This window comes from Mycobacterium sp. TY814, assembly GCF_030755175.1.
Classification (GTDB): Bacteria; Actinomycetota; Actinomycetes; order Mycobacteriales; family Mycobacteriaceae; genus Mycobacterium.
In genome coordinates, this window is sequence record NZ_JAUFRY010000002.1 from 1428121 (window position 1) to 1448290 (window position 20170).

The following is a 20170-nucleotide window of genomic DNA, read 5'->3' on the forward strand; positions in this document are numbered from 1 at the left end:
TTCGATCGAATCCGGCTTTGGGGCCAGTACTACCCGAGTATCGAGGCTGTCCGATGCTCATAGATCGAGGACGATGCGCAGTGCCGCATCAACGCGGCGCATCTCATCGAAGCTTAGGAACCCGACGCTCTTGCCGAGTCGGCTCGGGTCGACTGCGGCGGCCTGTTCGGCAAGCACGCGGGTGTTCACGCCGCCGATTTCAACTTCGGGACGAAAGCTGGCGGTACGAGCCGACGTGGACGTTGGTGCAACCAGCCACGTCGACAGGGGTAGTTGATCTGATTGAACTACTACGGCGTAGCGGGAACCGGACTGCTCGTGACCGCGGCTCCCCCGCCCGGCACGCAACTGAAAGACCTCACCACGCACGCAACGTCTCCATGTCGCGCAGCACCTGCATGGCCTCAGCGCGGTCGGACTCGTCTTCAGCAAGCCTTTCCGCCTCGGCACGAATCGCCGCGCCAGCCTTCCGTCGTGCGGCATCGATAAGAGCAGACCGAACGGCTACGGATACGGCGGTTCCATCTTTGGTCAAGACCTCCAGCGCCTTCGATGTGTCTTCGTCGGGCCTGAAGGTGATTGTGTCAGCCATTGCAACAGTGTATTACGTTTTGTAAGACGGCCGCTGGATCCGCATGAGCGATTTTTCGCCCAGCAGCGTTAACTCCAGCGGCCTCCGGTCCTGCCCAGCGTTCGCATCGGCGCTCTCAGGTGGAATACGACGGAATCGAATATGGCGGGTTACCAGTAAACGTCGCCGTTTTCATCTGATAAATCACGGCCTTCCGTGTCTGCGGACCTACCATCTGCCATCGCGAAGGCGAGATGTACCGCCGCGGCCAATGCGCCCACTTGGTCAGTTCGGCCAGATCCGGAGGTCTGCTAGGACACGGTGCCGTTTGTGCCGGGGGAGCCGGGTGAGCCGCCGGGGCCACCGGAGCCCGCTGTCCCGCCGGTGCCGCCGGTGCCGTTGGCCAACGTCACCGGGTCGGCGTTGCCGCCGTTGCCGCCGTTACCTCCGTTGGCTGATGTGGCGGAGCCGTTGGCGCCGGTGCCGCCGTTGCCGCCGGTGGCGAATGTGGTTGCGCTGATAGCGGTCGCGAGACCACCGCCGCCGCCGTTCCCGCCGGTGGTGCCGCCGGCTCCGTTGCCGCCGGCTCCGCCGGTGGCAGTAGCTGTGGAGCCGACGTTAAGCAGGTCAACGGTCGCGCTGCCGCCGGCGCCGCCGCTGCCGCCGGGGCCGGTGATACCGCCGCTGGCGCCATCGCCGCCCGCGCCGCCGATGGCGTTTCCGGTCCTAAACGCGGACGCATTACCGCCGTTGCCGCCGGACCCGCCGCCGGCGGCACCGGTGCCGCCGGACCCGCCGGCGCCGCCGGTGGCATTTCCGGACAAGCGGGTCTCCGCGTTACCGCCGGTGCCGCCGGTGCCACCGGCCCCGGTGGTGCCGGTGCCGCCGGTGCCGCCGGTGCCGCCGGTGGCGCCACCAGTCGAAAAAGGGCCGATTACTTGGCCGCCGTTGCCCCCGTTCCCGCCGCTACTGCCGGTGCCGCCCGGGCCGCCGGCGCCGCCCACAACGGTCATCGTCGTGCCGCTGTCAGCGGCAAACACAGCGCCGCCGGTCCCGCCGGTCCCGCCAGCGCCGGTGGTGCCGGTGCCGCCCGCTCCGCCGACGCCGGCGGTTAAGCCTCCGGTTCCACGATTGATGACAGTACCGCCGGCGCCGCCGGCCCCGCCGCTGGTGCCGGCGCCGCCGGCGCCGCCGGCGCCGCTAGTAGCGGTAGCCGAAGAGGCGACGCTGTTAATAGACGCGATGCCTCCCATACCACCGGCCCCACCGGCGCCGGTGGTGCCGGTGCCGCCCGCTCCGCCGGCCCCGGCGGTGACGTTTCCGGTTCCACTGGTAACCGCCTCACCGCCGGCTCCGCCGGCCCCGCCGCTGGCGCCGTTGCCGCCGGCTCCGCCGGCCCCGCCAGTAACGGTAGCCGTAGAGGCGACGCTGTTAATAGACGCGATGCCTCCCTTACCACCGGCCCCACCGGCGCCGGTGGTGCCGGTGCCGCCCGCTCCGCCGGTCCCGGAGGTGACGTTTCCGGTTCCATTGGTAACCGCCGCACCGCCGGCTCCGCCGGCCCCGCCGCTGGCGCCGTTGCCGCCGGCCCCGCCGCCCCCGCCGGTGAGGGTGGCCGCAGAGCCGTTGGTGATATTCACCTGACCGCCCTGGCCGCCGTTCCCGCCGACGCCGGTGGTGCCGCCGGTGCCGCCGCCGTCACCGCCGTTGCCGCCGACGCCGCCGTTGCCGCCGGTCAGGGCGGTGACGGGATTCAGGCCGCCGCCGCCGTTGCCGCCCTTGGCGCCGGCGCCGCCGGCGGCGTCGGCGCCCGCGATGCCCGTGGTGCCGCCGGCGCCGCCGTTGCCGCCGTTGCCGCCGGCCCCACCGTTACCGGCTACGGTCGTGCTGCTGCCGCCGTTACCGGCATTGCCGCCGGCACCGCCCAGGGCGCCGTTGCCGCTGGTGCCCACGGCTCCGCCGGTGCCGGCGTTGCCGCCTGTGCCGCCAGAGCCGCCATCGCCGCCGTTGCCGCCGGCGAGGCCGCTGGCTGCGGCCGCATCAGCACCCGCTCCGCCGGACCCGCCCGCCCCGGCGTGACCACCGTCGCCCGCCGTGGCACCCAGGCCGGAGTTGCCGCCCGCCCCGCCGTTGCCGCCCTGGCCGCCGTGACCGCCGGGGTTGCCGGAGTTCGGGTCGCCGGTGAACGCGTCAAAGCCCGCACCACCCGCCGCGCCGTTGCCACCCTTGCCGCCGTTGCCGGCCAATCCCGCGGTGGCGGCGTTTCCGCCGCTGCCGGCCAGCCCGATGGTGCCGCTGTTGCCGCCGGCACCGCCGTGACCGCCGGCGCCGCCGTTGATGTCGCCGGCGGTGCCTGCGGCCCCCACCGCGCCATCTCCGCCGTTGCCGCCCGCGCCGGCGTTGCCGCCGTTGCCCGCGGTGCCACCAGCACCGGAGTTGCCGCCCGCTCCGCCGTTACCGCCCTGGCCGCCCTGGCCGCCGGCGGTGCCGGGAAGGCTTGCTGGTAGGGCGGTCGCCGCGTTGAAGCCCGCGCCGCCCTGACCACCGGCACCGCCGTTGCCGCCGTCACCGAAACTGCCCGTCGCACCGTGGGACCCGAAGAGGCCGCCGTTGCCGCCGGCGCCGCCGGCACCGGCACTACCGCCCAGCCCGCCGCCACCACCGGCACCGCCGTCCATGAAAGTGCTGTTGCCGGCACCCCCGTTGCCGCCGCCGCCACCAATTCCGCCGTCACCACCGACACCACCGGCCCCACCCCTGCTGAACAGTCCGATACCGCCGCCGCCGGCACCACCGGCCCCGCCGATACCGCCCGCGGTACCGGCCACACCGGTCGCCCCCGCGCCAACCGCGCTAGAGGCGGCACTGGCACCGGCACCACCGTGCCCACCGACCCCGCCGGCCCCGCCGGCATAGCACAACAGGGCCCTGCTGAGGCCGCCTGCGCCGCCGACCCCACCGGCACCGCCAGCCTGAGTCGACGTGCCCGCCCCGCCGGCACCGCCCACACCACCGGCACCACCGAAACCACCGAGCAATCCACCAGCCCCGCCCTGACCACCAGTTCCGCCAGCCACCCCCAAGCCGCCGCTCCCACCGGCCCCGCCGGCGCCGCCGTTGCCGAACAGTCCGGCCTCACCACCAGCACCGCCGGCCTTGCCTGCCGCTCCGGAACCGCCGTTGCCGCCATTGCCGAACAGGATTCCACCCGCGCCGCCGGCCTGGCCGGTGCCGGCTGCGCCGTTGCTGCCGTCGCCGATCAGTGGACGCCCGAACAAAATGTTGGTGGGCGCATTGATCAGGTCCAGCACGGGCTGCAGCGGCGATGCGGCTGCAGCCTCTGCGGCGGCGTATGCACCGCCGCCGGTGCTCAATGCCTGCACGAATTGGGCATGGAAGGCGGCGGCCTGCGCACCGATCGTCTGGTACTCCTGACCGAAGGTGCCAAACAACCTCGCGACGGCCGCCGACACTTCGTCACCGCCTGCGGTCAAGATGTCCGTCGTCGAAGCTGCCGCTGCGGCGTTCGCCGTACTGATCGCCGTTCCGAGACCGGTCAAATCCTGCGACGCGGCGGCGACAGCCCCAGGGGTAACGAAGACAATCGAGGTCAACTTTGACTCCTAATTAGCCGATTACTAACTAAGGGCTTAACTGTAGGTGTTCAGAACACTGCCGCAGCCACTTCAGCAATTCTTGTGCCGAATTGTGCAATGGCATCACGTGCGTTCAATGAATAAACAATTCTCGCTCGATGTCGTTCAGATCGACACGAGGACAACGTTTGTCACCACAATCGGTCAGGTGCTTTCGCGGCTACCCGGCGCCACATAGCCTACCTGCTCGTTGTAAAGAAATTGACGCGCCCGTTGAATTATGTGCAATCCCTTGTTGTCGAATCGACCCCGGATGACGAAGTTGGTCATTAGCCTTGAAATTTCACTTGGGTGCGCGTGCTCCCGGGGTGTGGGCCGGTGAGGTTCGTTGATCTTGATTTCGGGGCCCCGGGCAAGGCGGCGGCGCCGCGTGTCGTGCAGTGACGCCGGGTTCCACGGGCCCGGTGGTGTTTTGCTCCTTCCTACGGTGGTTGGGACAGTGGCTTGCTGGTCAGGGGATGGCCAGGGCGCGGTTGAGCGCGTCGGCGAATTCCTGTGCCCAAGGCCAGGTTTGGCAGATACGGAGGATCACGTAGCCGGAGTGGCTGATCAGGCGGACAGCGGTGTGCAGCAGCCGATGCCGCAGCGTGGCGGGTTCGGCGTTGGTCACCGGCCCGTCGAGCAGGAGCAACCTCATCCAGCACAGCAGGTCGATGGCCAGGGCGGCGGCGGTGATCCAGGCGGTATTGATGGCGAACGAGGATGAGGGCCAGCGGCCCAGTCCGGTGTCCTTGCCGCAGCGGATGAATCCCTCCGCGCGGGCGTGCACCCGGTCCCCGTAGCAGGTGGGCGCGGGCGGGATCGCACCGTGGCGGGCCGCGATCGCCTCCCACACCTTCGGCCGGATTCGGTTGCGCACCCCGGTGATTGCGGCGATGTCGGACGCGCCGATCTCGTTCAACGACCGCCACACCGTGGGGATCGACGTCACCGGCCCGAACAGCCGCGGCTGCTCGCCCAGCACAACGACATCGCTCAGGTGCACTCCCTCGGGTGATCACTGAACGTCGCCAACGTCGATTCTCGTTGACGCAGGCGAGGCGTAGCATTGTGCTACAGGAGGTGCGGACATGGCGAACCTCGCCGACCGAGTTACCAGGGTTGCTGCTGACCTTATGGACAGCGCCGCTGCCGAAGGGGCTCGCCAGAGTCGATCGGCCAAGCAGCAACTTGATCATTGGGCTCGGGTGGGTCGGGCGGTGTCGAGCCACCAGACGGCGTCGCGTCGCCGTGTCGAGGCCGCGCTAGCCGGCGATCTGGACCTCAGCCACCTGTCCGAAGATGAGGGGCTGGTCTTCAACGCCGAGATCTCGGCCGCGATCGAGGAAGCCTTGGCCGGCGCCCATTACGGTGACCTGCTGGCCGCGCGGGGCATCACAACAGTGGCGCTCAACGACGACGGCGAGATCGTCGAGTACCGGCCCGACGGCACGACCTCGGTGGTCGACGTCGACGGATGAGCGATCGCTTCGCGGTGCACTGGTGAAGCGTCTGGACCTTGTCGTCGGCCCGAACGGCGCCGGGAAGTCGACATTCGTCGCTATCACGTTGGCGCCGTTGTTGCCTCGCAGCGTCTTTGTCAATGCCGACGAGATCGCCAAGCGGCGCTGGCCCGATGACCCCGCTACGCACGCCTACGATGCGGCACGGATCGCTGCCAATACCCGCGCCAAGTTGATCGAGGCCGGCAGATCGTTCATCGCCGAGACGGTGTTCTCCCATCCCTCGAAGCTCGACCTGATCCGCGCAGCCCACAGCGCGGGCTACGTCGTCGCCGTGCACGTGCTGCTGATCCCTGAAGACCTCGCCGTCGAACGAGTGCAGCGGCGCGTGCACCACGGCGGTCACGACGTCCCCGAAAGCAAGATTCGCGAACGGCACCGCCGACTATGGCCATTGGTGGCCGATGCGATCGCGATCGCCGATACCGCAACGATCTATGACAATGCACGCCGCGAGGGGCCTCGGATCGTTGCGCAACTGACTGCAGGCACAATCATCGGCGCGCTGATGTGGCCGCCCTGGACGTCAGCGGAACTGACCCGACGCTGGCCCTGCTAGGAACCCTCGCGAAGTTCCACTTTGCAGGTCCGCTACGGAGACCAAACGGCGCGTCGACGACCCAATACGGCGAAGCCGCATACGTCGAGTTACCAGAAAATCCCGCCATATTCTTTAAAACATTGCGCTGCAATGTCTGCATTTCGTAAAGTACTTTCCTGCCGATAAATTGAGCAGTTCGTATTGCTCGATCATGAGCGGCTTTTCGCCGCCGTCGAATGGATGGAGTGCAAAGCGATTGAATTCATCAGATGAATAAGCCTGAGCGCTCTGGCGCCATAGTTCCCGATCTCGCTGCCAGAGGACTGGTGTCCGGAGGCGGACCGGAGATGGTCATCGACTACCTGCACTGCCACGATGTGGCGGCAACGGACGACATCGTCGTCCGATTGGTTTGGACCGCGGCGAGTGCTGGTCGATTGCCGCTCATAACCGGTGGCCAGGGGCGGGATCGAACCCACCCGCATAGACCGAAGTTCGGCGCAAGAATTTCCCAAGATGACCGCAGTAGGCTCTCGTATGCAAGCTATGAGACAGCTGCTGATACAGATGTAACAACTGAGAAGAGGAGCGGAGATGCGCAGTAATAAAGTCATGAAGACCACGCGTGGCCGCAGGAGATTACTTGGCGGGTCGCTGATGTCGGCAGGCGTCGCCATCGCTGGACTCGTCCTCACCCCGGCAACCGCGCACGCCGACGGCAGCGCCAAAGGCCCGCTAACCTGGTGCCCCGGCCAGGACCCGGCCTCCGTCGGCTCTGGCTCCTACCGGCCGAACTGGGACTGGAACGTCTGCCACACCTATTGGTGGGTGTATGGCAGACCGGGAAATGTGTCCAACGGTGTCTGGGAAGGTGAGCTGCCGCCCCCAGACATCCCGTTGGCGAACCTGTCGCGCCCTGCATTCAACTGCGGGCTTTTCTACTGCCAGGATCCGGGCGGCCCCTACACGGTCGATCCGCGCAACCCGGCGCCGTAGTCCGTTTTTGCGAGTTCAAGGTCGGCAGCGTGGCCACGATGGCGGCAACGTACGCCACTTTCGGGGGCAGTCATTCCATCGTCAGGGCGAAAGCCGCGCGCATCGCGATCAGCGGAACAGCAACAGACTGAATCCGATTCGCATCGCCACGATGACCACCGCGTCGCGGCCCGTCACCGAGGTGACACGGCCCCGCACTATCAAACACGCACGAACCGCGCAGCGCTGACCGGTCCGAACTGACCAGTCGGAGCGATGCTACCGTTTGCGCCGTAGGCTCACGTCGTGCACAGCGTGACCCTGGCTAGCGCCGCGTCAACGGCGGCGTTGACGGTGGGGCTGGCGGCTTACGCTGGGTTGATCTTGGCCGCCATTGCGATGGCGATCTACGACGCACGGCGGCGCCGACGGAACCGGGCGATCGCCGCCGCAGTAATAGTCGGGGTGTTGACGCTGGGCGGGCTGGTTACCGCGATCGTCAGCAGTGTCGCGTAAACCGTCACAACGTGGTGGGCGTGCACTCCGACACTTGGCCACGGCCGGCAACTCCCGGAAGTAATACCTCGACGACTTCCCGCGCGATGCGACCTCGCGAGCGGCTCTAATGACCATCTTTACTTTTCCACGAAGCACGATTCATCCGTCGTTTGCGACATACTCCCCCTGCTACATTCCACCCGGCTCGCTGCTGAGCATCGCGAGAATATGGCGGAATCGGATATGGCGGATTACCCGGAGAAGCGGCAATGCTGCTTATGATGCAGTCGGACCCAGTTTTGCAGTTGCTGCCGCCGGATTATAAGGGCACCTACGCCCGTTACGCCCACGAGGGTGCGCGCCGAGCGGGCTCGGGCGCGCCAGCGGGTTCGACGCTCTATGCCCAACGTGCATCAGTGCACGGGGCAGCTCAGGATGCGACCTATTTAGCCATCAAGCGCGGGGTGCTACGAACGAAAACCAGGGAGACGTTACCGTCGCGCGCGAGCGGATTCTGGTCCCTTTAACCAGGGGTGTGTCTCTAGTTTTCCCAGCCCCATTGCCGAAGCCGCAAAGGGTGGGTTCAATCTGCTGAACGAAACCGGCGTCGATGCCTCACGAGTAGGGAGGCGCTGTGTTGGTGAGATAGGAGCTTTCTGCGATGGCCCTGTACGCATATCCCCCACTCCTTGTGGGTTCTGCGCTCTTTCTTCGGGCGCAGAGGATGACACGCGGATTGCTGATTCACGGGGCAGCGCATTGCACAACACCCGGTGCCCCTGAATTGCCCATGTTGGTGCAACTTCTCAATCGCCACGAGATTTCGGCATGCAATTCAGAGAGATATAACCTGCAAAAACACGGGGCAGGCACGTGCTGGAATATCGCCAACATGGTCCGACTGGGCGATCTGACCGCACCTGAAACACTATCCGCAGCCATCAAGCAGACGGTTGACGGACGAAAAATTCCTGCGCGCCGACTTCCACGAACGCAATGGCGGGATTACCCAGCTAGCTAGAAAAGTTCAATCATCCCTGGTAGGACAGGCGCCCCCGACGGGCTCCGGCCCCGAGAAGGATCGAAGGAAATCGACAACAACACCGGAAGCCGGAGTGCGCAATTCGGTCGCGAGCGAATCCTGAGAGCCGCTGCGGCCTTCCTGGGTCAGCGACCGGGTGCGACCCAGGACGAGATCGCCGCTGCGATCGGCGTCAGTCGCGCGACCCTCTATCGCAATTTCGCAGGGCAGGCCGCGCTGATCGAGGCAATTCAACAACTCGCACTTGCCCAGGTGCGTGCGGCACTTGACAGCGCCCGTTTACAGGAAGGGCCGGCCACGCAGGCACTGCTGCGTCTGGTGACGGCCTGCGAACCGGTATCGAGATATCTCGCGTTCCTCTACACCTACAGCCAGGAATTCGAGAACGAGGAGTTGGCGCAGGGCTGGGCCGAAATCGACGCGGAAATGGGTCAAGTCCAGGGACGTGGTGTACGACGTCGTCGTGTGATTCTTCGATGTCGTGACTTATGCGGTTAGTGCCGCGGGGTTGTCCTCCTGTTCTGCTGGTGTGGTGGTGGTCAGGCGGGATTTGCTGAGGACGTCGAGACCCAGGTAGCGCCGTGACTCGGCCCATTCGTCGTGTTGTTCGGCCAGCACAGCGCCGACGAGGCGGATTAGAGCATCGCGGTCGGGGAAGATCCCGACGACATCGGTGCGGCGGCGGATTTCTTTGTTGAGTCGTTCCTGGGGGTTGTTGGACCAGATCTGACGCCAGATCTGCTTAGGAAAAGCCGTGAAGGCCAGCAGGTCGGACCTGGCCGCTTCGAGGTGATCAGCGACCTTGGGTAGCTTGTCGGAAAGCGCGTCGATGATCCGGTCATATTGTGCAGCAACAGAAGTGGCGTCGGGTTGATCGAACACCGAATGCAGCAGGGTCTTGACCCAGGGCCAGGAGCTCTTGGGGGTGATGGCCATCAGGTTGGTGGCGTAATGGGTGCGGCAGCGCTGCCAGGACGCCCCGGGCAAGGTGGCCCCAATCGCTGAGAGCAGTCCAGCATGGGCGTCGCTGGTGACCAGCGCCACCCCAGACAGGCCGCGCGCGGTCAACGAGCGCAGAAACGTCAACCAGCCCGCACCGTCTTCGGCGGTGGTGACGTCGATGCCCAGGATTTCGCGGTAGCCCTCAGCGTTGACGCCCACCGCGATCAGCGCGTGCACGTTGACCACGCGGCCGGCCTCGCGGACCTTGAGTACCAAAGCGTCGGCGGCCATGAACGTATACGGGCCGGCATCAAGAGGCCGAGTGCGGAAAGCCTCCACGGCAGTGTCGAGTTCTTTGGCCATCACCGACACCTGCGACTTCGACAAGCCGGTAATCCCGAGGGTCTCGACCAGCTTGTCCATCCGCCGGGTCGAGACCCCGAGCAGATAGCAGGTGGCCACCACAGTTGTCAGGGCCCGCTCGGCGCGTTTGCGGCGTTCCAGCAGCCAGTCCGGGAAGTAGGACCCCTGGCGCAGCTTGGGAATCGCCAGATCCAAACTGCCTGCCCGGGTATCGAACTGGCGATGCCGATAACCGTTACGAGAGTTAGTCCGCTCGCTGCTGCGCTGACCGTAGGCCGCGCCGCATAGCGCGTCAGCCTCGGCGCCCATCAGCGTGTGGATGAAGGTAGCCAGCAGTTCGCGCAACACATCAGGGTGGGTGGTGGTGAGTCGCTCAGCCAACAGTGCGGGTAGGTCGATATCGTGGGCAGCGGTCATCGCGTCGATCCTTTGCTCTAGTGACTTTGGTCGGTCTCTCGAAGAATCACGCGATGACCCTTTACTAGCCGGCTACGACACGCCGGTCCTCACCTCACGGCCCGACTCGTACACCACTTTCGTGGACGCAACCCGGAAATGCAGGGATTCTTCCTGCGCGGCCAGCGAGCCGGCGATTTCTGGCCCGACCTGACGTCGGCCTGGCTGACCGTAGCCTTCTACAACCTAATCGCAGGAGCTGGTTGGTCCATCCGGGCCGGACGGGCCGCGCCGCGCGATTTCACCACTATGGTCACCGATCTCCTGCTGGACGGGGTTTCCAGGCGCTGGTGACCGACAGTCACGTTGATGCCAACCTGCAGCTGATCATCGGGAAGCAGGTGGCTGACGCCGATCTGATCGGGCGGTCCACGGTCGCGGCCGAGATCGCGGCACAGACACACATCTACTTGGCTGACGGCATGGGCAGATCGTGCCGGCTGCACGACTTCCTGTCCGACTCCGTGCGGACTACCGCGTTGCAGGTGAAACCAGACCCAGGCGCTGTTAGTGCAGCGTCAAGATCGCGGCCGCGGCGAGGCAGATGAGGGCCACTAGGGATATCAAAATTAAAGTGATCGCCGCGCGCACGATCTCTTCTTCGGTGGGTCGCCACCGCGGCTGCAATTCGGCAAGAACGCCGTCCCCTCGACGGCCGAGTGCGTTGATGCTCGCAACCGCCGAGGCGAAATCGTCGTGCTCGTAGGCCTCGTTGTTCTTGATTGGCCGGTGCGTGCCGATTGCGGTTGTCATGTCACTGCCCCCCAAGGCTTGCGGACGCCGATAGGCGTAACGTGGGTTTCAGATTTGGCGTTCTTGTATGTCCAAAGATATGAGCGCGAAATTGCGATTGCGGTAACGATCCCTAACGGTCACAGCACAGAGTCGTGGTTTGCGCCCACCATGCTTAGCTAGCGCCACCCCTACCGCCGCGCCACGCCGAAAAGAGCGTCTCGGGTCTGTAACTTCACTGCCACCGCACCTGATTGCAAGCCCGAGAGCCCCGACGCGAGGACTCGCATGGAGCGTCGGCCACCGCCTGCACCATCGAGGGATCAATCGGAGCCGGGCCGGCGTCGCCAGTGGACCGATAGACAGGGCCGCTCCCCTCGCCGGTCCGTGATGGGTTCGCGGACGGCTACGTCTCTCTACCAGCGCCATAGCTGCTGCCTCTTCGCTACGCTGCGGCGGTGGACACCGAGACCCCGCCGACCGGCCCGTCAGAAATCGTGCGCACCCACGAGACGCCACCTGCCCAGCTGGTGCGCGATGGTCGCTACCGGTTTGGCACCTACAACGGTCCGATCGCGCGGATCAACCCACTCGACGTTGTCACGGCCACCGGAGCTCGTGGTCGCCTGCAGCGCGCAGTGCGCAACGCCCGACTCAAGGAGTGGGAGGCGTTCCAGCTCGGTGACGACGCAATATTCGTGCTCGGCGCCGTCTACGACACGAAGTCGATCTCGCTGCTGCAAGTGCTGGTTGTGGACAAGCAGGCGGCCACGATCCGGCGGTGGGAGCAGAAGTTGCCGACCTCGATGGTGCACGTCGCCCGCGGCCTCGACCACACCCGGTCCCACGGTCAGGTTGGACGTTTTTCGCTGCAAGTGGCCAACGAGATGGACTCGGGCCTGGTCGCAGTGGACGCCAGCCATCCCGGGCGCGGTGCGCTACCGCCACTGGAGTTGCACGGCGCCGGGCGATGCGGCCCCGGCGAGGCCGGACACCTGGTGATCTGTCACCCCTTCGCCGAAGATCGTGCGCTGTACTCGCACAAGGCGATGATGCCGTTCACCGGCACGCTCCGTATCGGAGCCGAGCTCACCGTGTTCGACGCCGACCGTTCGTTCATGATTCTCGACGATCACCACGGGGACTACCCCTCCCCTATGCGGTACGACTGGGTGACCGCAGCGCGCCGCAGCGATGCGGGCCGGGTCGAGGGCTTCAACCTGACCGACAACCAGGTGCGGGACCCGCAGCGTTACAACGAGAATGCCGTCTGGCTTGGCGACCGCGTCCACCGCCTGCCCGCCGTTCACGTGGAACGGCCCGACGGGCCCTGGGGTACCTGGATCGTGCGCGATGCCGACGGGTCGGGTCAGGTCGATGTGCGCTTCACGCCGACCGTCCGTTCCGAGCTGCATGCCGGTCCGCGCCGATCGCTCGCCGAGTACTACGGCCCCTTCGGCTGGTATGAAGGCCGCATCCACACCCAAGACGTCGACCTTTCGGTCGATGGCATGTTCGGCATGGGCGAACAGAAGTTCATCCGCGTCTGAACCAGCGGACCGCGGCGCCGGTGCATCGACCGGGTAAGGATGCGAATGTCCAACGGCGGTCTGGCAGTCATCCGGCCTGGGTGGGCAGCGGCAGGCGAGAGGCGGGAGGCCCCAAGGGTCAGGCGTACTGGTTGGTCGGTGTGATCGGTCCCCAAACGCCGGAGGAGACCAGCTGTCCCGCGAGTTGCTGGTACTGCTGGGCCGGTATGAACTGGTCGCGCGTCAGCACGTAGCCGCTGAATCCGGTGGGATCGCTGACCAGGACCCAGCTGTAGTCGGGGGCGCGCGCGACGATGATGTAGTTGCCCGTCGGGCCGCTCAGGCTGAACGGCAGTTTGAAGGGTAGGAAGCTGACGTCCAGCGCGGTGTTGGTGGCGTTGAGGGGCACCGCGGACCCGATGATCGAGGACAGCGGGCCGTTGTTGAAGAAGTAGTTTCCTGAATTCTGCACGCGGATCGTGCCGTCAGGGTTGAGGCTGTACATCGCTTTGGTGTTCACCAGGCCGAGCGAGAAGAACTGCTTGACGCTGCCCTGCTCGTAGTAGGTGCCGGCGAACTGGGCGGGATCGACGGGCACCGACGAGGGCACCGGCCGCGGCCCGAAAATCGGCGGGAGGTTCAGCGCGGCGGTGGTCGCCTGCAGTTGTCTGACGATCGCGGTCTCGGCGGCCGCGTACTGCTGGCTGGCGTTGTTCAGCGCCTGCACGAACAGGTCCTGGAACGAGGCAGCCTGCGCGCCGAGCGCTGCGAAGGCCCGTCCGTGGCCGGAGAAGAACTCGGCGATTGCGGCAGACACTTCGTCCGCGGCCGCGGCCGCCACCGAGGTGGTCGCCGGTGCCAGCGCTGTGTACGCCCGGTCGAGCGCCGCGCCAACACCCGCGATGTCCTGCGCCGCGGCCGTCACCCCCTCGGGCACAACATTCACAAACGCGTTCACCTCAGACAACGGCTTCTCCCCTACTGTCGATGAACCCGGTGTGACCGCCTCAGGTTAGTGGAGGCCGCCGGGGACTGTTCGCGGTTCTGGAGGGAGCAGTCCTGTGACGCGCAGTGCAGAAAACCCTTGAACGGGGCTTTGCACCGCAACGCCAGCCCAGGCAGCGCCCACCTGTCGACGACCCGGAATAGCCCGTGCCGCAAACAGGACACGTGCATCAGGGGATCTCAGTTCAATCCAGCCACTGAAAAATTGCGGGGCGCATGCCCGCTTGCGTCGCGTGGTGGCTGCTTGCTACGCCCGTGCCAGCTGAGCCCTCACCTCTTTGAGCTCCTGCGCAGCATCGCGTCCGGCCCGCCGCGCCTTTTCGTAGTCGCTCTCAGCTTTGGTCAACGCACGCTCTGCCTTGCTCAGAGCTGCTGCTGCTTCATCACGGCGCGTCCGGGCCGCGTCACGTTCGGCTCGCCGGTCGGAAAGCAGGCTCTCGGTGTGCGCAACAGCTTTCTCGGCAGAGGCGACCGCCGCCGTCAACCTTGCTCGCTCCCGCCGGGCGGCTTCGGCTTCCTTCTCACGCCGAGGCGCCTTCGACGACCGCGATGGTTTGGCCGCCGGTGCGGTCTTCTTGGGTCCGGTAGTCGCTGACACTGCCACACTGTCGCCGAAGTCGCCGAAGCCCGACCAGCGTTCGGCTTTGGTCAGTTGACCGAGGCGCCCCCTGACTTCGGGGTCGGCGATCGCCGCTTGCAGCGTGCCAGCGATGTCGTCGCGCACCGTCGACGACGGATTCTCCACCTCGGCCGCATTCAAGGCGGCCTCCGTGAGTTCGTTGATCAACTGATGTTGCCGGGCGGACAACTCACGGACTAGCACGGCATCCATCGCGGCGTGCGCCTTGCGCAGGCTGTCACCAAGCTCGGCCAACCGAGTCCGTGCTTCCCCGTGCCCGATCACCAACCGGTTGACAATCCATGCCACCGTGGTGGGTTTTCGGGCTGCTGAGATTCGTTGAGCCGCATCGGCATCGCCTCGCTTTTTGGCGGCCGCGGACAATTTCGTCCGCTCACCGGTGAACTGATTCGGAGGGACCCGGTACAAGGCATCGAGCTCGTCGTCGGCCATAGTTCCATGATCTCTCGCGTCCGGGCAGCTACCCAACGGTTTGAAGCCCCTCCCCGTTGGCTACCTCATTCGGCAATGAAAGCCAACACGTTTCATGCACCGCGGCGCCGGCTCTTGCTCCCCCTGCTCATCGTGCTCGGAGTGCTGGGCGCTGCGGTGCCGGCGTGCTCTGGGCACCAATCCGTGGGCGGCGCGCCGGCTTCGACGGGTCCTGCGCGGGTGACGATCACGCCAAGTCCTGATGCACACGACGTCCAACCAACGGCGCCGGTGCAGGTGAAAGCCGACACGGGAACGCTCGTCGAGGTACGCATGGTCAACGACGGCGGCAAGCCGATCGACGGGGTCATGACACCGGACAGCACCGTGTGGAAACCGACTGGTCCGCTGGGCTACGCACACACCTATACCCTCACCGTCACCAGTCGTGGGACCAATGGCGCTGAAAGCTCGCAAGTTTCGTCCTTCTCGACGGTGCGGCCGTCCAACCAGACCAAGGTGTCGTTCACCATGACGTCAGAAGCTGCGTTGCGGGAAGGCGGCACGTACGGGGTTGGGACGGTGGTCGTCGCGCACTTCGACGAACAGATCTCTGATCGGCCCGCCGCCGAGCGCCAACTGGTTGTGACCACTAATCCCCCGGTGCCGGGTTCCTGGTTTTGGGTCGACTCCCAGCACGCCCATTGGCGCCCGGAGCACTACTACGCACCAGGCACCACGGTGACCGCCGAAGCGAAGATTTACGGTATTGCGCTGGGCGGTGGCATGTTCGGGCAGGAGGACAGCCGGGTGTCAATTCGCATCGGCGATGCGCACGTGTCTGTCGCCGACGATGCGACCAAGCTGGTCAGCGTATTCGACAACGGCAAACTAGTTCGGACCATGCCCACCTCCATGGGTATGGGTGGCACCGAGACAATCGGCGGGCGGACCTTGTCGTTCTGGACTCCGCCGGGTGTCTACACCGTGCTCGACAAAGGAAACCCGGTCGTGATGGATTCGTCGACCTTCGGGCTGCCGAAGAATTCCCGGCTCGGCTACCGCGAGACAATCAACTACGCCACGAGGATCAGCATTGACGGTATCTATCTGCACCAGCTCGATTCGACCATATGGGCTCAGGGTCATACCGACACCTCGCACGGGTGCCTGAATCTCAACGGCGACAACGCCAAATGGTTTTACGGCTTCTCCGTGCCCGGCGACGTCGTCGAGGTGCACAATACCGGTGGGCCGCCGCTGAAGATTGAGCAGAACGGCGACTGGACGCTCAGCTGGGACGAGTGGCGCAAAGGTAGCGCGTTGCCGCGCTCGTCCTAGCCCGGTTCGGCTTGGTCGTGGGTCAAGCGCAACATACAAGTCAGACCTGCCTCACCGACCGATGGAACGGGCCGCTTCTCGGTCGTCGTTCCACCCGATCGGTGAAGCCAGTGCTGCTGCTTTCTGAATCGAACTGTCGCGGAATCCGATTCGTTCGATGACTCTGCGGAAGACGCCCGGCGCGTTCGCCGTGATCAGCAGACTCTTGGGCACGACGATCTTCGCCGAGCGACGCTCGATCCCGTCCGCAATTCCCATGACGACCTCTTGAAGCGGCACCATCTTCCAGACCCCCTTGACGTTGTCGCCCCAAAGTTCCTGGCCGGCAGGGTCTTTGTGCACGTGGTTCATCAGAGGGGTCTTGAAGAATGTCGGGTGTGCGCTGCCGACGCCGACTCCGAGGCTGCGCAGTTCGAGCCTGATGCTGTCGCACATGGCCCAGACTCCGGCCTTGCTGGCCGTGTAGGAGCCCTGCAGCGGAGAATGGACGAATGCTGCCATCGAGGAAATGGCCAGCAGATAGCCGTGCCGCTTCTGCACGTGCGGCAGCGCCGCCTTGAAGGTTCGCCACACTCCGGTGAGGTTGATGTCGATGACTCTTTCGAATGATGCAGGCTCGAGTGTCGCCATCGGCGCCACCGTGTCGATCCCAGCGTTGGCGACGACGATGTCGATCCGTCCGAAGTGGGCCGCTGCGGCGTCAATCGCCGTCTGCAATGAGGACAGGTCGCGGACATCGGCGACAAACCCCGCAACACCGTGCTCGGGCGGGTGGCCCGCGCTGAACACCTTCTTCCAACGCCGCTGGCGGACAATGCCATTGATGTCGCTGCCGCGCTGGAGCTGGACAACTGGCTCCGCTGAGCAGGAGCCGTTTCTCCTTCGGCGCTTTCTCGACGGCTGGTCAGTCTTCCTCCGGATCAGCAGCGTTGGCTGAGGACGTTGCCGCCTCCCCTGCTGCGACATAGTGCGAAGAGTTCCACGGTGCGTTCGCTGCGCCTAGCATTTGGCTTGCTGGGTAAACGCTGGACGAGCAGAGGGTCTGTTGACGCATCGCGGAACGTTTCTGTTTGCAGTACGGGCTCTGCTTTGCCTCGCGCTGTCAGCGTCAGGCCTCGGCCTACCCGTCGGGATCGCCAGGGGCGGTAACGGAGAGTGGTCCTACCCGTTCTCCTGCTCATGGTCTTCGTTGACGGCTGACTTCGCAGGGCGCGACCAGCTGCCGGAGTCTGGCGAGCCTGCCACCGAGTGGTACCGGACCGATACCGAGGGCCACTATGTCAATCACGGGTGGGGGCCGGCGGCCGACACCTTGCCGACGCCGGCCACGCCGCAGGGGGCGCAGTGCAATCCCAGAACGTGGAAGCAGGAGCGCATCGTCGCGGTAGCTATGCGCTACGTCAACGCACCGGGTAACCCGCTGGGGCTTCAGTACCGGCACCATCACATTCCGGGCTGGGATCCGCCGGCCTCGACGTATGCCGGTGCCCCAGAAGACAATCCCGACGTCGACAACCCCGGTGGGCCGACTGCCTGGAGTCCGGGACGAGGGTTGGACTGCTCGAATTTCACCGCCTGGGTCTACAACTACGGTCTGGGAATCAAATTCGGGGGTGACGTCCACCGGCAGGCGGATGGCACGGCCGGTCCCATGGGCGTTCGCGTGGCCAAAGAAGGTTCGTTTGAACCCGGTGACCTGATTTATCTGCACCCCAACGGCGATGCCGGCCGGGCGTCGCACGTGGTGATTTACCTCGACGACGGGCACATCCTCGACAGCCGCATGAACGCCCAGAACCGGATCGGGGTTCAGATTCGCGATCGAGTGGGCTGGTACCGGGAGGCTGTCGTCGGCGCGTGGCGGCCGATCGGCTGACGCCTCCGCGGGCTCGCCAAGCCAGTGGGTCTTAGCTGCAGGGAACCTGCCCGTTGAGGACGCAGTTTGACGGAGCCGTATAGGTACCGCTCAGCACGCCTCTCATGCCGCCGGTGGCCGAACCCCCGGGTGCAATCATGCGATTCCAATTCGCGGGCGTGATGACCCAGTGGGTGCCGGCCTGTGCCGCGGAGCTGTTCCACGTGTGGATGACGGACTGTCCCGCCGGCATGTCGAACTCAAGCCTCCAGTCCGACAGCGGCGCCATGGTCAAGTTGGTGATGGTGAAGCTGGCGATGAAACCGGTCTGCCAGGTCGATGTCACCCTCAGCGTCGCCGCAGCCGCTGCCGCATGAGCTGTGGGTGCAACGAAAGGTCCGGAGATGGCAACCAGCAATGCCGACACGGCTACGTGAAGCGCTGTGCGCCAGCGTTTCACGTCAGTATGCAGTCCGGCCATACCTGCCAACAGTAGAGCCAGACAACGACACCGGAGCCCCGCCGCGCGAGCAAGCTGCAGTAACTTTGCGCAACTGCAACCGTCGTGAAACCTCCGCACTGGGGGGACTCGTTGGGTTCATCGGCGGCCGTGAACTCACTACGCGCCAGCGCCGCGCACTGCTGGAAGCGCGCCCCGACGTCGAATCGTGGGCAACCTTTCTCGCCCACGGGCAGATTCGTCGCGCGCCGACTGGCACCTAAGCGCTTACCGGGGCCAACGCGCCAATGTGGCGGAGCCAGCGTGGCAGATTGCACAGTTGAGCGCCATCTTTTTGGGTGTTGTGCACAATTTTTCGAGCTCTCGTCATCCATACACTCTGGGGCGTGATCTGGGGTCAACCGTCTACGCGGGTGCAAGACCTGATCCGCGCCGGCCTGCAGCTGGCCTGCGAATCGGGCGACGAGTGGATTGCTGACATCGCACACGCCACGATGAGGTCCCTGCCGCAAGTCGCTGCAGATCCGGATCTGGTGGCGGCGGTGTCACGGGCGCACCGTGCGAACCTGTGTTGCTGGGGATCCGCCATGATGCACTCCCCCACTGCTCCGGACGCGCCCCCGCTGGACACCCCGGAAAATCTCGACCTGGCCCGCATGCTGACGCGCCGCGGACTGGACGCCTGGACCCGTGACATATTCCGCATCGCCCAGAACGTGGCGTGGCGCCGCTGGACGGATATCGCGTTCGGCCTAGGCGCCGACCCCCAGGAGTTGCGCGAGGTACTCAACCTGCCCATGCCCCGGCTGAGCGAGTTCCTTGATGCGGCATGTCGATACGTGGGCGCCCATGCTCAGGCCGAGTCACACCACGCGGGCATTGAGCACCAAAAGAACCTTGAGCGTCGCGCGCTGATCGAGTCCCTGCTCTATGGCACCGATACCGACCCCGCCGCCGTGGCGGATCGGTTGGGCTACCGCTTGGACCTGCCGCACACCGCAGCCGTCATCTGGTCTGATCGAGGCGACGACGATGCGGCCGCGCTGGAACACGCCGCCAGAGAGTTGATCGAAGCCTGCGCCGGCCAGTCGCTTTCAGTGATTTCCGGTGCCCAAACTTACTGGGTGTGGGCACATCAGGTGGAATGTGTTGATCCTGGTCAGATCGAGGCGGCGATCGCGCCGCAGGTGCACATCGCGATCGGCGGCCCCGCCTGCGGAATTACAGGCTTCGCCCGCAGCCACCGCGACGCTTTGACCGCCCAGCGCATTATGGCCCAGTCGAGGTGCCCTGAGCGCGTCCTACACAGTTCCACGCAACTGCAACTCATCGGGTTGGTGACGGAAAATCTCGCAGAAGCAACTGATTTCATTGAGAGGACACTGGGGGACTTCGCTAACGCATCCCCGTCCATGCACGCCTCAGTGCTGGCCTATATCGAAGCCGGTTGCAACCTCACGCACGCGGCGAAAATCTTGTTCACCCACCGCAACACCATGTTGCATCGGCTGGACACGGCGCAGCGTCTGCTGCCACGGCCTCTCAAGGAGAACCTGATCAACGTCGCGGTGGCACTGGCCACTCTGCGGTGGATGCCGGTGCGCGACGCGATAGCCAAGCCGACTGTCCCACAACAACCTTGAACTTTGCA

General features: G+C 65.5%; 20 protein-coding genes. 10 read left to right on the forward strand and 10 right to left on the reverse strand.

What is annotated here, in order from left to right; all coding sequences use genetic code 11:
• Positions 1 to 57 precede the first annotated feature (57 nt).
• The 4 genes from QXH22_RS19945 to QXH22_RS19960 form a co-directional block, all read right to left on the reverse strand.
• Entirely contained in the window at positions 58 to 369 is a 312-nt protein-coding gene (locus tag QXH22_RS19945; RefSeq protein ID WP_306240218.1) for a type II toxin-antitoxin system PemK/MazF family toxin, read from the reverse strand.
• Positions 359 to 592: a hypothetical protein gene (locus tag QXH22_RS19950; RefSeq protein WP_019971094.1), complete on the reverse strand. Its 234-nt coding sequence runs from the start codon at positions 590 to 592 to the stop codon at positions 359 to 361. Before QXH22_RS19950 ends, QXH22_RS19945 begins: the two co-directional genes overlap by 11 nt.
• Before the next feature lie 290 nt (positions 593 to 882).
• The gene (locus QXH22_RS19955) at positions 883 to 4185 is read right to left on the reverse strand and encodes a PE family protein (protein WP_306276746.1); all 3303 of its coding nucleotides are present in this window, start codon (positions 4183 to 4185) and stop codon (positions 883 to 885) included.
• A gap of 493 nt (positions 4186 to 4678) precedes the next feature.
• Positions 4679 to 5212 (reverse strand): transposase, encoded by a 534-nt coding sequence (locus QXH22_RS19960; protein WP_306276747.1) that lies wholly within the window; start codon positions 5210 to 5212, stop codon positions 4679 to 4681.
• Positions 5213 to 5297: 85 nt separating this feature from the next.
• Between QXH22_RS19960 and QXH22_RS19965 the strand changes: the two genes are divergently transcribed.
• From QXH22_RS19965 to QXH22_RS19985, 5 genes are all read left to right on the forward strand, one after another.
• The gene (locus QXH22_RS19965) at positions 5298 to 5687 is read left to right on the forward strand and encodes a hypothetical protein (RefSeq protein ID WP_306240221.1); all 390 of its coding nucleotides are present in this window, start codon (positions 5298 to 5300) and stop codon (positions 5685 to 5687) included.
• Positions 5688 to 5709: 22 nt separating this feature from the next.
• Entirely contained in the window at positions 5710 to 6288 is a 579-nt protein-coding gene (locus tag QXH22_RS19970; RefSeq protein ID WP_306240222.1) for an AAA family ATPase, read from the forward strand.
• 576 nt (positions 6289 to 6864) lie between these two features.
• Complete coding sequence (locus QXH22_RS19975) at positions 6865 to 7266, forward strand: hypothetical protein (protein ID WP_306240223.1); 402 nt, start codon at positions 6865 to 6867, stop codon at positions 7264 to 7266.
• Between the two features lie 285 nt (positions 7267 to 7551).
• On the forward strand, positions 7552 to 7761 hold the full coding sequence (locus QXH22_RS19980) for a hypothetical protein (protein WP_306276748.1): 210 nt from the start codon (positions 7552 to 7554) through the stop codon (positions 7759 to 7761).
• Positions 7762 to 8884: 1123 nt separating this feature from the next.
• On the forward strand, positions 8885 to 9283 hold the full coding sequence (locus QXH22_RS19985) for a TetR/AcrR family transcriptional regulator (protein ID WP_306276937.1): 399 nt from the start codon (positions 8885 to 8887) through the stop codon (positions 9281 to 9283).
• On the opposite strand, the gene QXH22_RS19990 is transcribed toward QXH22_RS19985, so the two are convergent.
• Positions 9272 to 10507, reverse strand: a complete 1236-nt coding sequence (locus QXH22_RS19990) for an IS256-like element IS1512 family transposase (RefSeq protein WP_065140125.1) — start codon at positions 10505 to 10507, stop codon at positions 9272 to 9274. The two genes, QXH22_RS19985 and QXH22_RS19990, sit on opposite strands and share 12 nt — an antisense overlap.
• Before the next feature lie 138 nt (positions 10508 to 10645).
• On the opposite strand from QXH22_RS19990, the gene QXH22_RS19995 reads away from it, so the two are divergent.
• Positions 10646 to 10840 carry a hypothetical protein gene (locus QXH22_RS19995; RefSeq protein ID WP_306276749.1) on the forward strand — a complete coding sequence of 65 codons (195 nt, stop codon included), beginning with the start codon at positions 10646 to 10648 and terminating at the stop codon, positions 10838 to 10840.
• Positions 10841 to 11053: 213 nt separating this feature from the next.
• On the opposite strand, the gene QXH22_RS20000 is transcribed toward QXH22_RS19995, so the two are convergent.
• On the reverse strand, positions 11054 to 11299 hold the full coding sequence (locus QXH22_RS20000) for a hypothetical protein (protein ID WP_306240225.1): 246 nt from the start codon (positions 11297 to 11299) through the stop codon (positions 11054 to 11056).
• Between the two features lie 437 nt (positions 11300 to 11736).
• Here QXH22_RS20000 and QXH22_RS20005 point away from each other — a divergent pair, with 437 nt between their 5' ends.
• Positions 11737 to 12828 (forward strand): DUF2804 family protein, encoded by a 1092-nt coding sequence (locus QXH22_RS20005; protein WP_306276750.1) that lies wholly within the window; start codon positions 11737 to 11739, stop codon positions 12826 to 12828.
• A 118-nt stretch (positions 12829 to 12946) separates the two neighbouring features.
• On the opposite strand, the gene QXH22_RS20010 is transcribed toward QXH22_RS20005, so the two are convergent.
• Complete coding sequence (locus QXH22_RS20010; RefSeq protein ID WP_306276938.1) at positions 12947 to 13765, reverse strand: PE domain-containing protein; 819 nt, start codon at positions 13763 to 13765, stop codon at positions 12947 to 12949.
• Between the two features lie 294 nt (positions 13766 to 14059).
• A complete protein-coding gene (locus QXH22_RS20015) occupies positions 14060 to 14884 on the reverse strand; it encodes a hypothetical protein (RefSeq protein WP_306276751.1) in 825 nt (274 codons plus the stop codon).
• Between the two features lie 75 nt (positions 14885 to 14959).
• Here QXH22_RS20015 and QXH22_RS20020 point away from each other — a divergent pair, with 75 nt between their 5' ends.
• Complete coding sequence (locus QXH22_RS20020; RefSeq protein WP_306276752.1) at positions 14960 to 16204, forward strand: Ig-like domain-containing protein; 1245 nt, start codon at positions 14960 to 14962, stop codon at positions 16202 to 16204.
• Between the two features lie 51 nt (positions 16205 to 16255).
• Here the strand turns inward: QXH22_RS20020 and QXH22_RS20025 are convergent, their stop codons facing one another.
• On the reverse strand, positions 16256 to 17170 hold the full coding sequence (locus QXH22_RS20025) for an SDR family NAD(P)-dependent oxidoreductase (protein ID WP_306276753.1): 915 nt from the start codon (positions 17168 to 17170) through the stop codon (positions 16256 to 16258).
• A 223-nt stretch (positions 17171 to 17393) separates the two neighbouring features.
• Here QXH22_RS20025 and QXH22_RS20030 point away from each other — a divergent pair, with 223 nt between their 5' ends.
• The gene (locus QXH22_RS20030) at positions 17394 to 18080 is read left to right on the forward strand and encodes an NlpC/P60 family protein (protein WP_306240233.1); all 687 of its coding nucleotides are present in this window, start codon (positions 17394 to 17396) and stop codon (positions 18078 to 18080) included.
• 31 nt (positions 18081 to 18111) lie between these two features.
• On the opposite strand, the gene QXH22_RS20035 is transcribed toward QXH22_RS20030, so the two are convergent.
• A complete protein-coding gene (locus tag QXH22_RS20035) occupies positions 18112 to 18540 on the reverse strand; it encodes a cellulose-binding domain-containing protein (protein WP_306240234.1) in 429 nt (142 codons plus the stop codon).
• A gap of 392 nt (positions 18541 to 18932) precedes the next feature.
• Between QXH22_RS20035 and QXH22_RS20040 the strand changes: the two genes are divergently transcribed.
• Positions 18933 to 20162 carry a CdaR family transcriptional regulator gene (locus QXH22_RS20040; RefSeq protein WP_306276754.1) on the forward strand — a complete coding sequence of 410 codons (1230 nt, stop codon included), beginning with the start codon at positions 18933 to 18935 and terminating at the stop codon, positions 20160 to 20162.
• Positions 20163 to 20170: the final 8 nt, after the last annotated feature.

Bases quoted from the DNA above. Each gene is read 5' to 3' on its own strand.
- QXH22_RS19950 (WP_019971094.1), bottom strand. From the start codon at position 592: ATGGCTGACACAATCACCTTCAGGCCCGACGAAGACACATCGAAGGCG.
- QXH22_RS19965 (WP_306240221.1), top strand. From the start codon at position 5,298: ATGGCGAACCTCGCCGACCGAGTTACCAGGGTTGCTGCTGACCTTATG.
- QXH22_RS19975 (WP_306240223.1), top strand. From the start codon at position 6,865: ATGCGCAGTAATAAAGTCATGAAGACCACGCGTGGCCGCAGGAGATTA.
- QXH22_RS19990 (WP_065140125.1), bottom strand. From the start codon at position 10,507: ATGACCGCTGCCCACGATATCGACCTACCCGCACTGTTGGCTGAGCGA.
- QXH22_RS19995 (WP_306276749.1), top strand. From the start codon at position 10,646: ATGCAGGGATTCTTCCTGCGCGGCCAGCGAGCCGGCGATTTCTGGCCC.
- QXH22_RS20000 (WP_306240225.1), bottom strand. From the start codon at position 11,299: ATGACAACCGCAATCGGCACGCACCGGCCAATCAAGAACAACGAGGCC.
- QXH22_RS20015 (WP_306276751.1), bottom strand. From the start codon at position 14,884: ATGGCCGACGACGAGCTCGATGCCTTGTACCGGGTCCCTCCGAATCAG.
- QXH22_RS20020 (WP_306276752.1), top strand. From the start codon at position 14,960: ATGAAAGCCAACACGTTTCATGCACCGCGGCGCCGGCTCTTGCTCCCC.
- QXH22_RS20025 (WP_306276753.1), bottom strand. From the start codon at position 17,170: ATGTCGCAGCAGGGGAGGCGGCAACGTCCTCAGCCAACGCTGCTGATC.
- QXH22_RS20035 (WP_306240234.1), bottom strand. From the start codon at position 18,540: ATGGCCGGACTGCATACTGACGTGAAACGCTGGCGCACAGCGCTTCAC.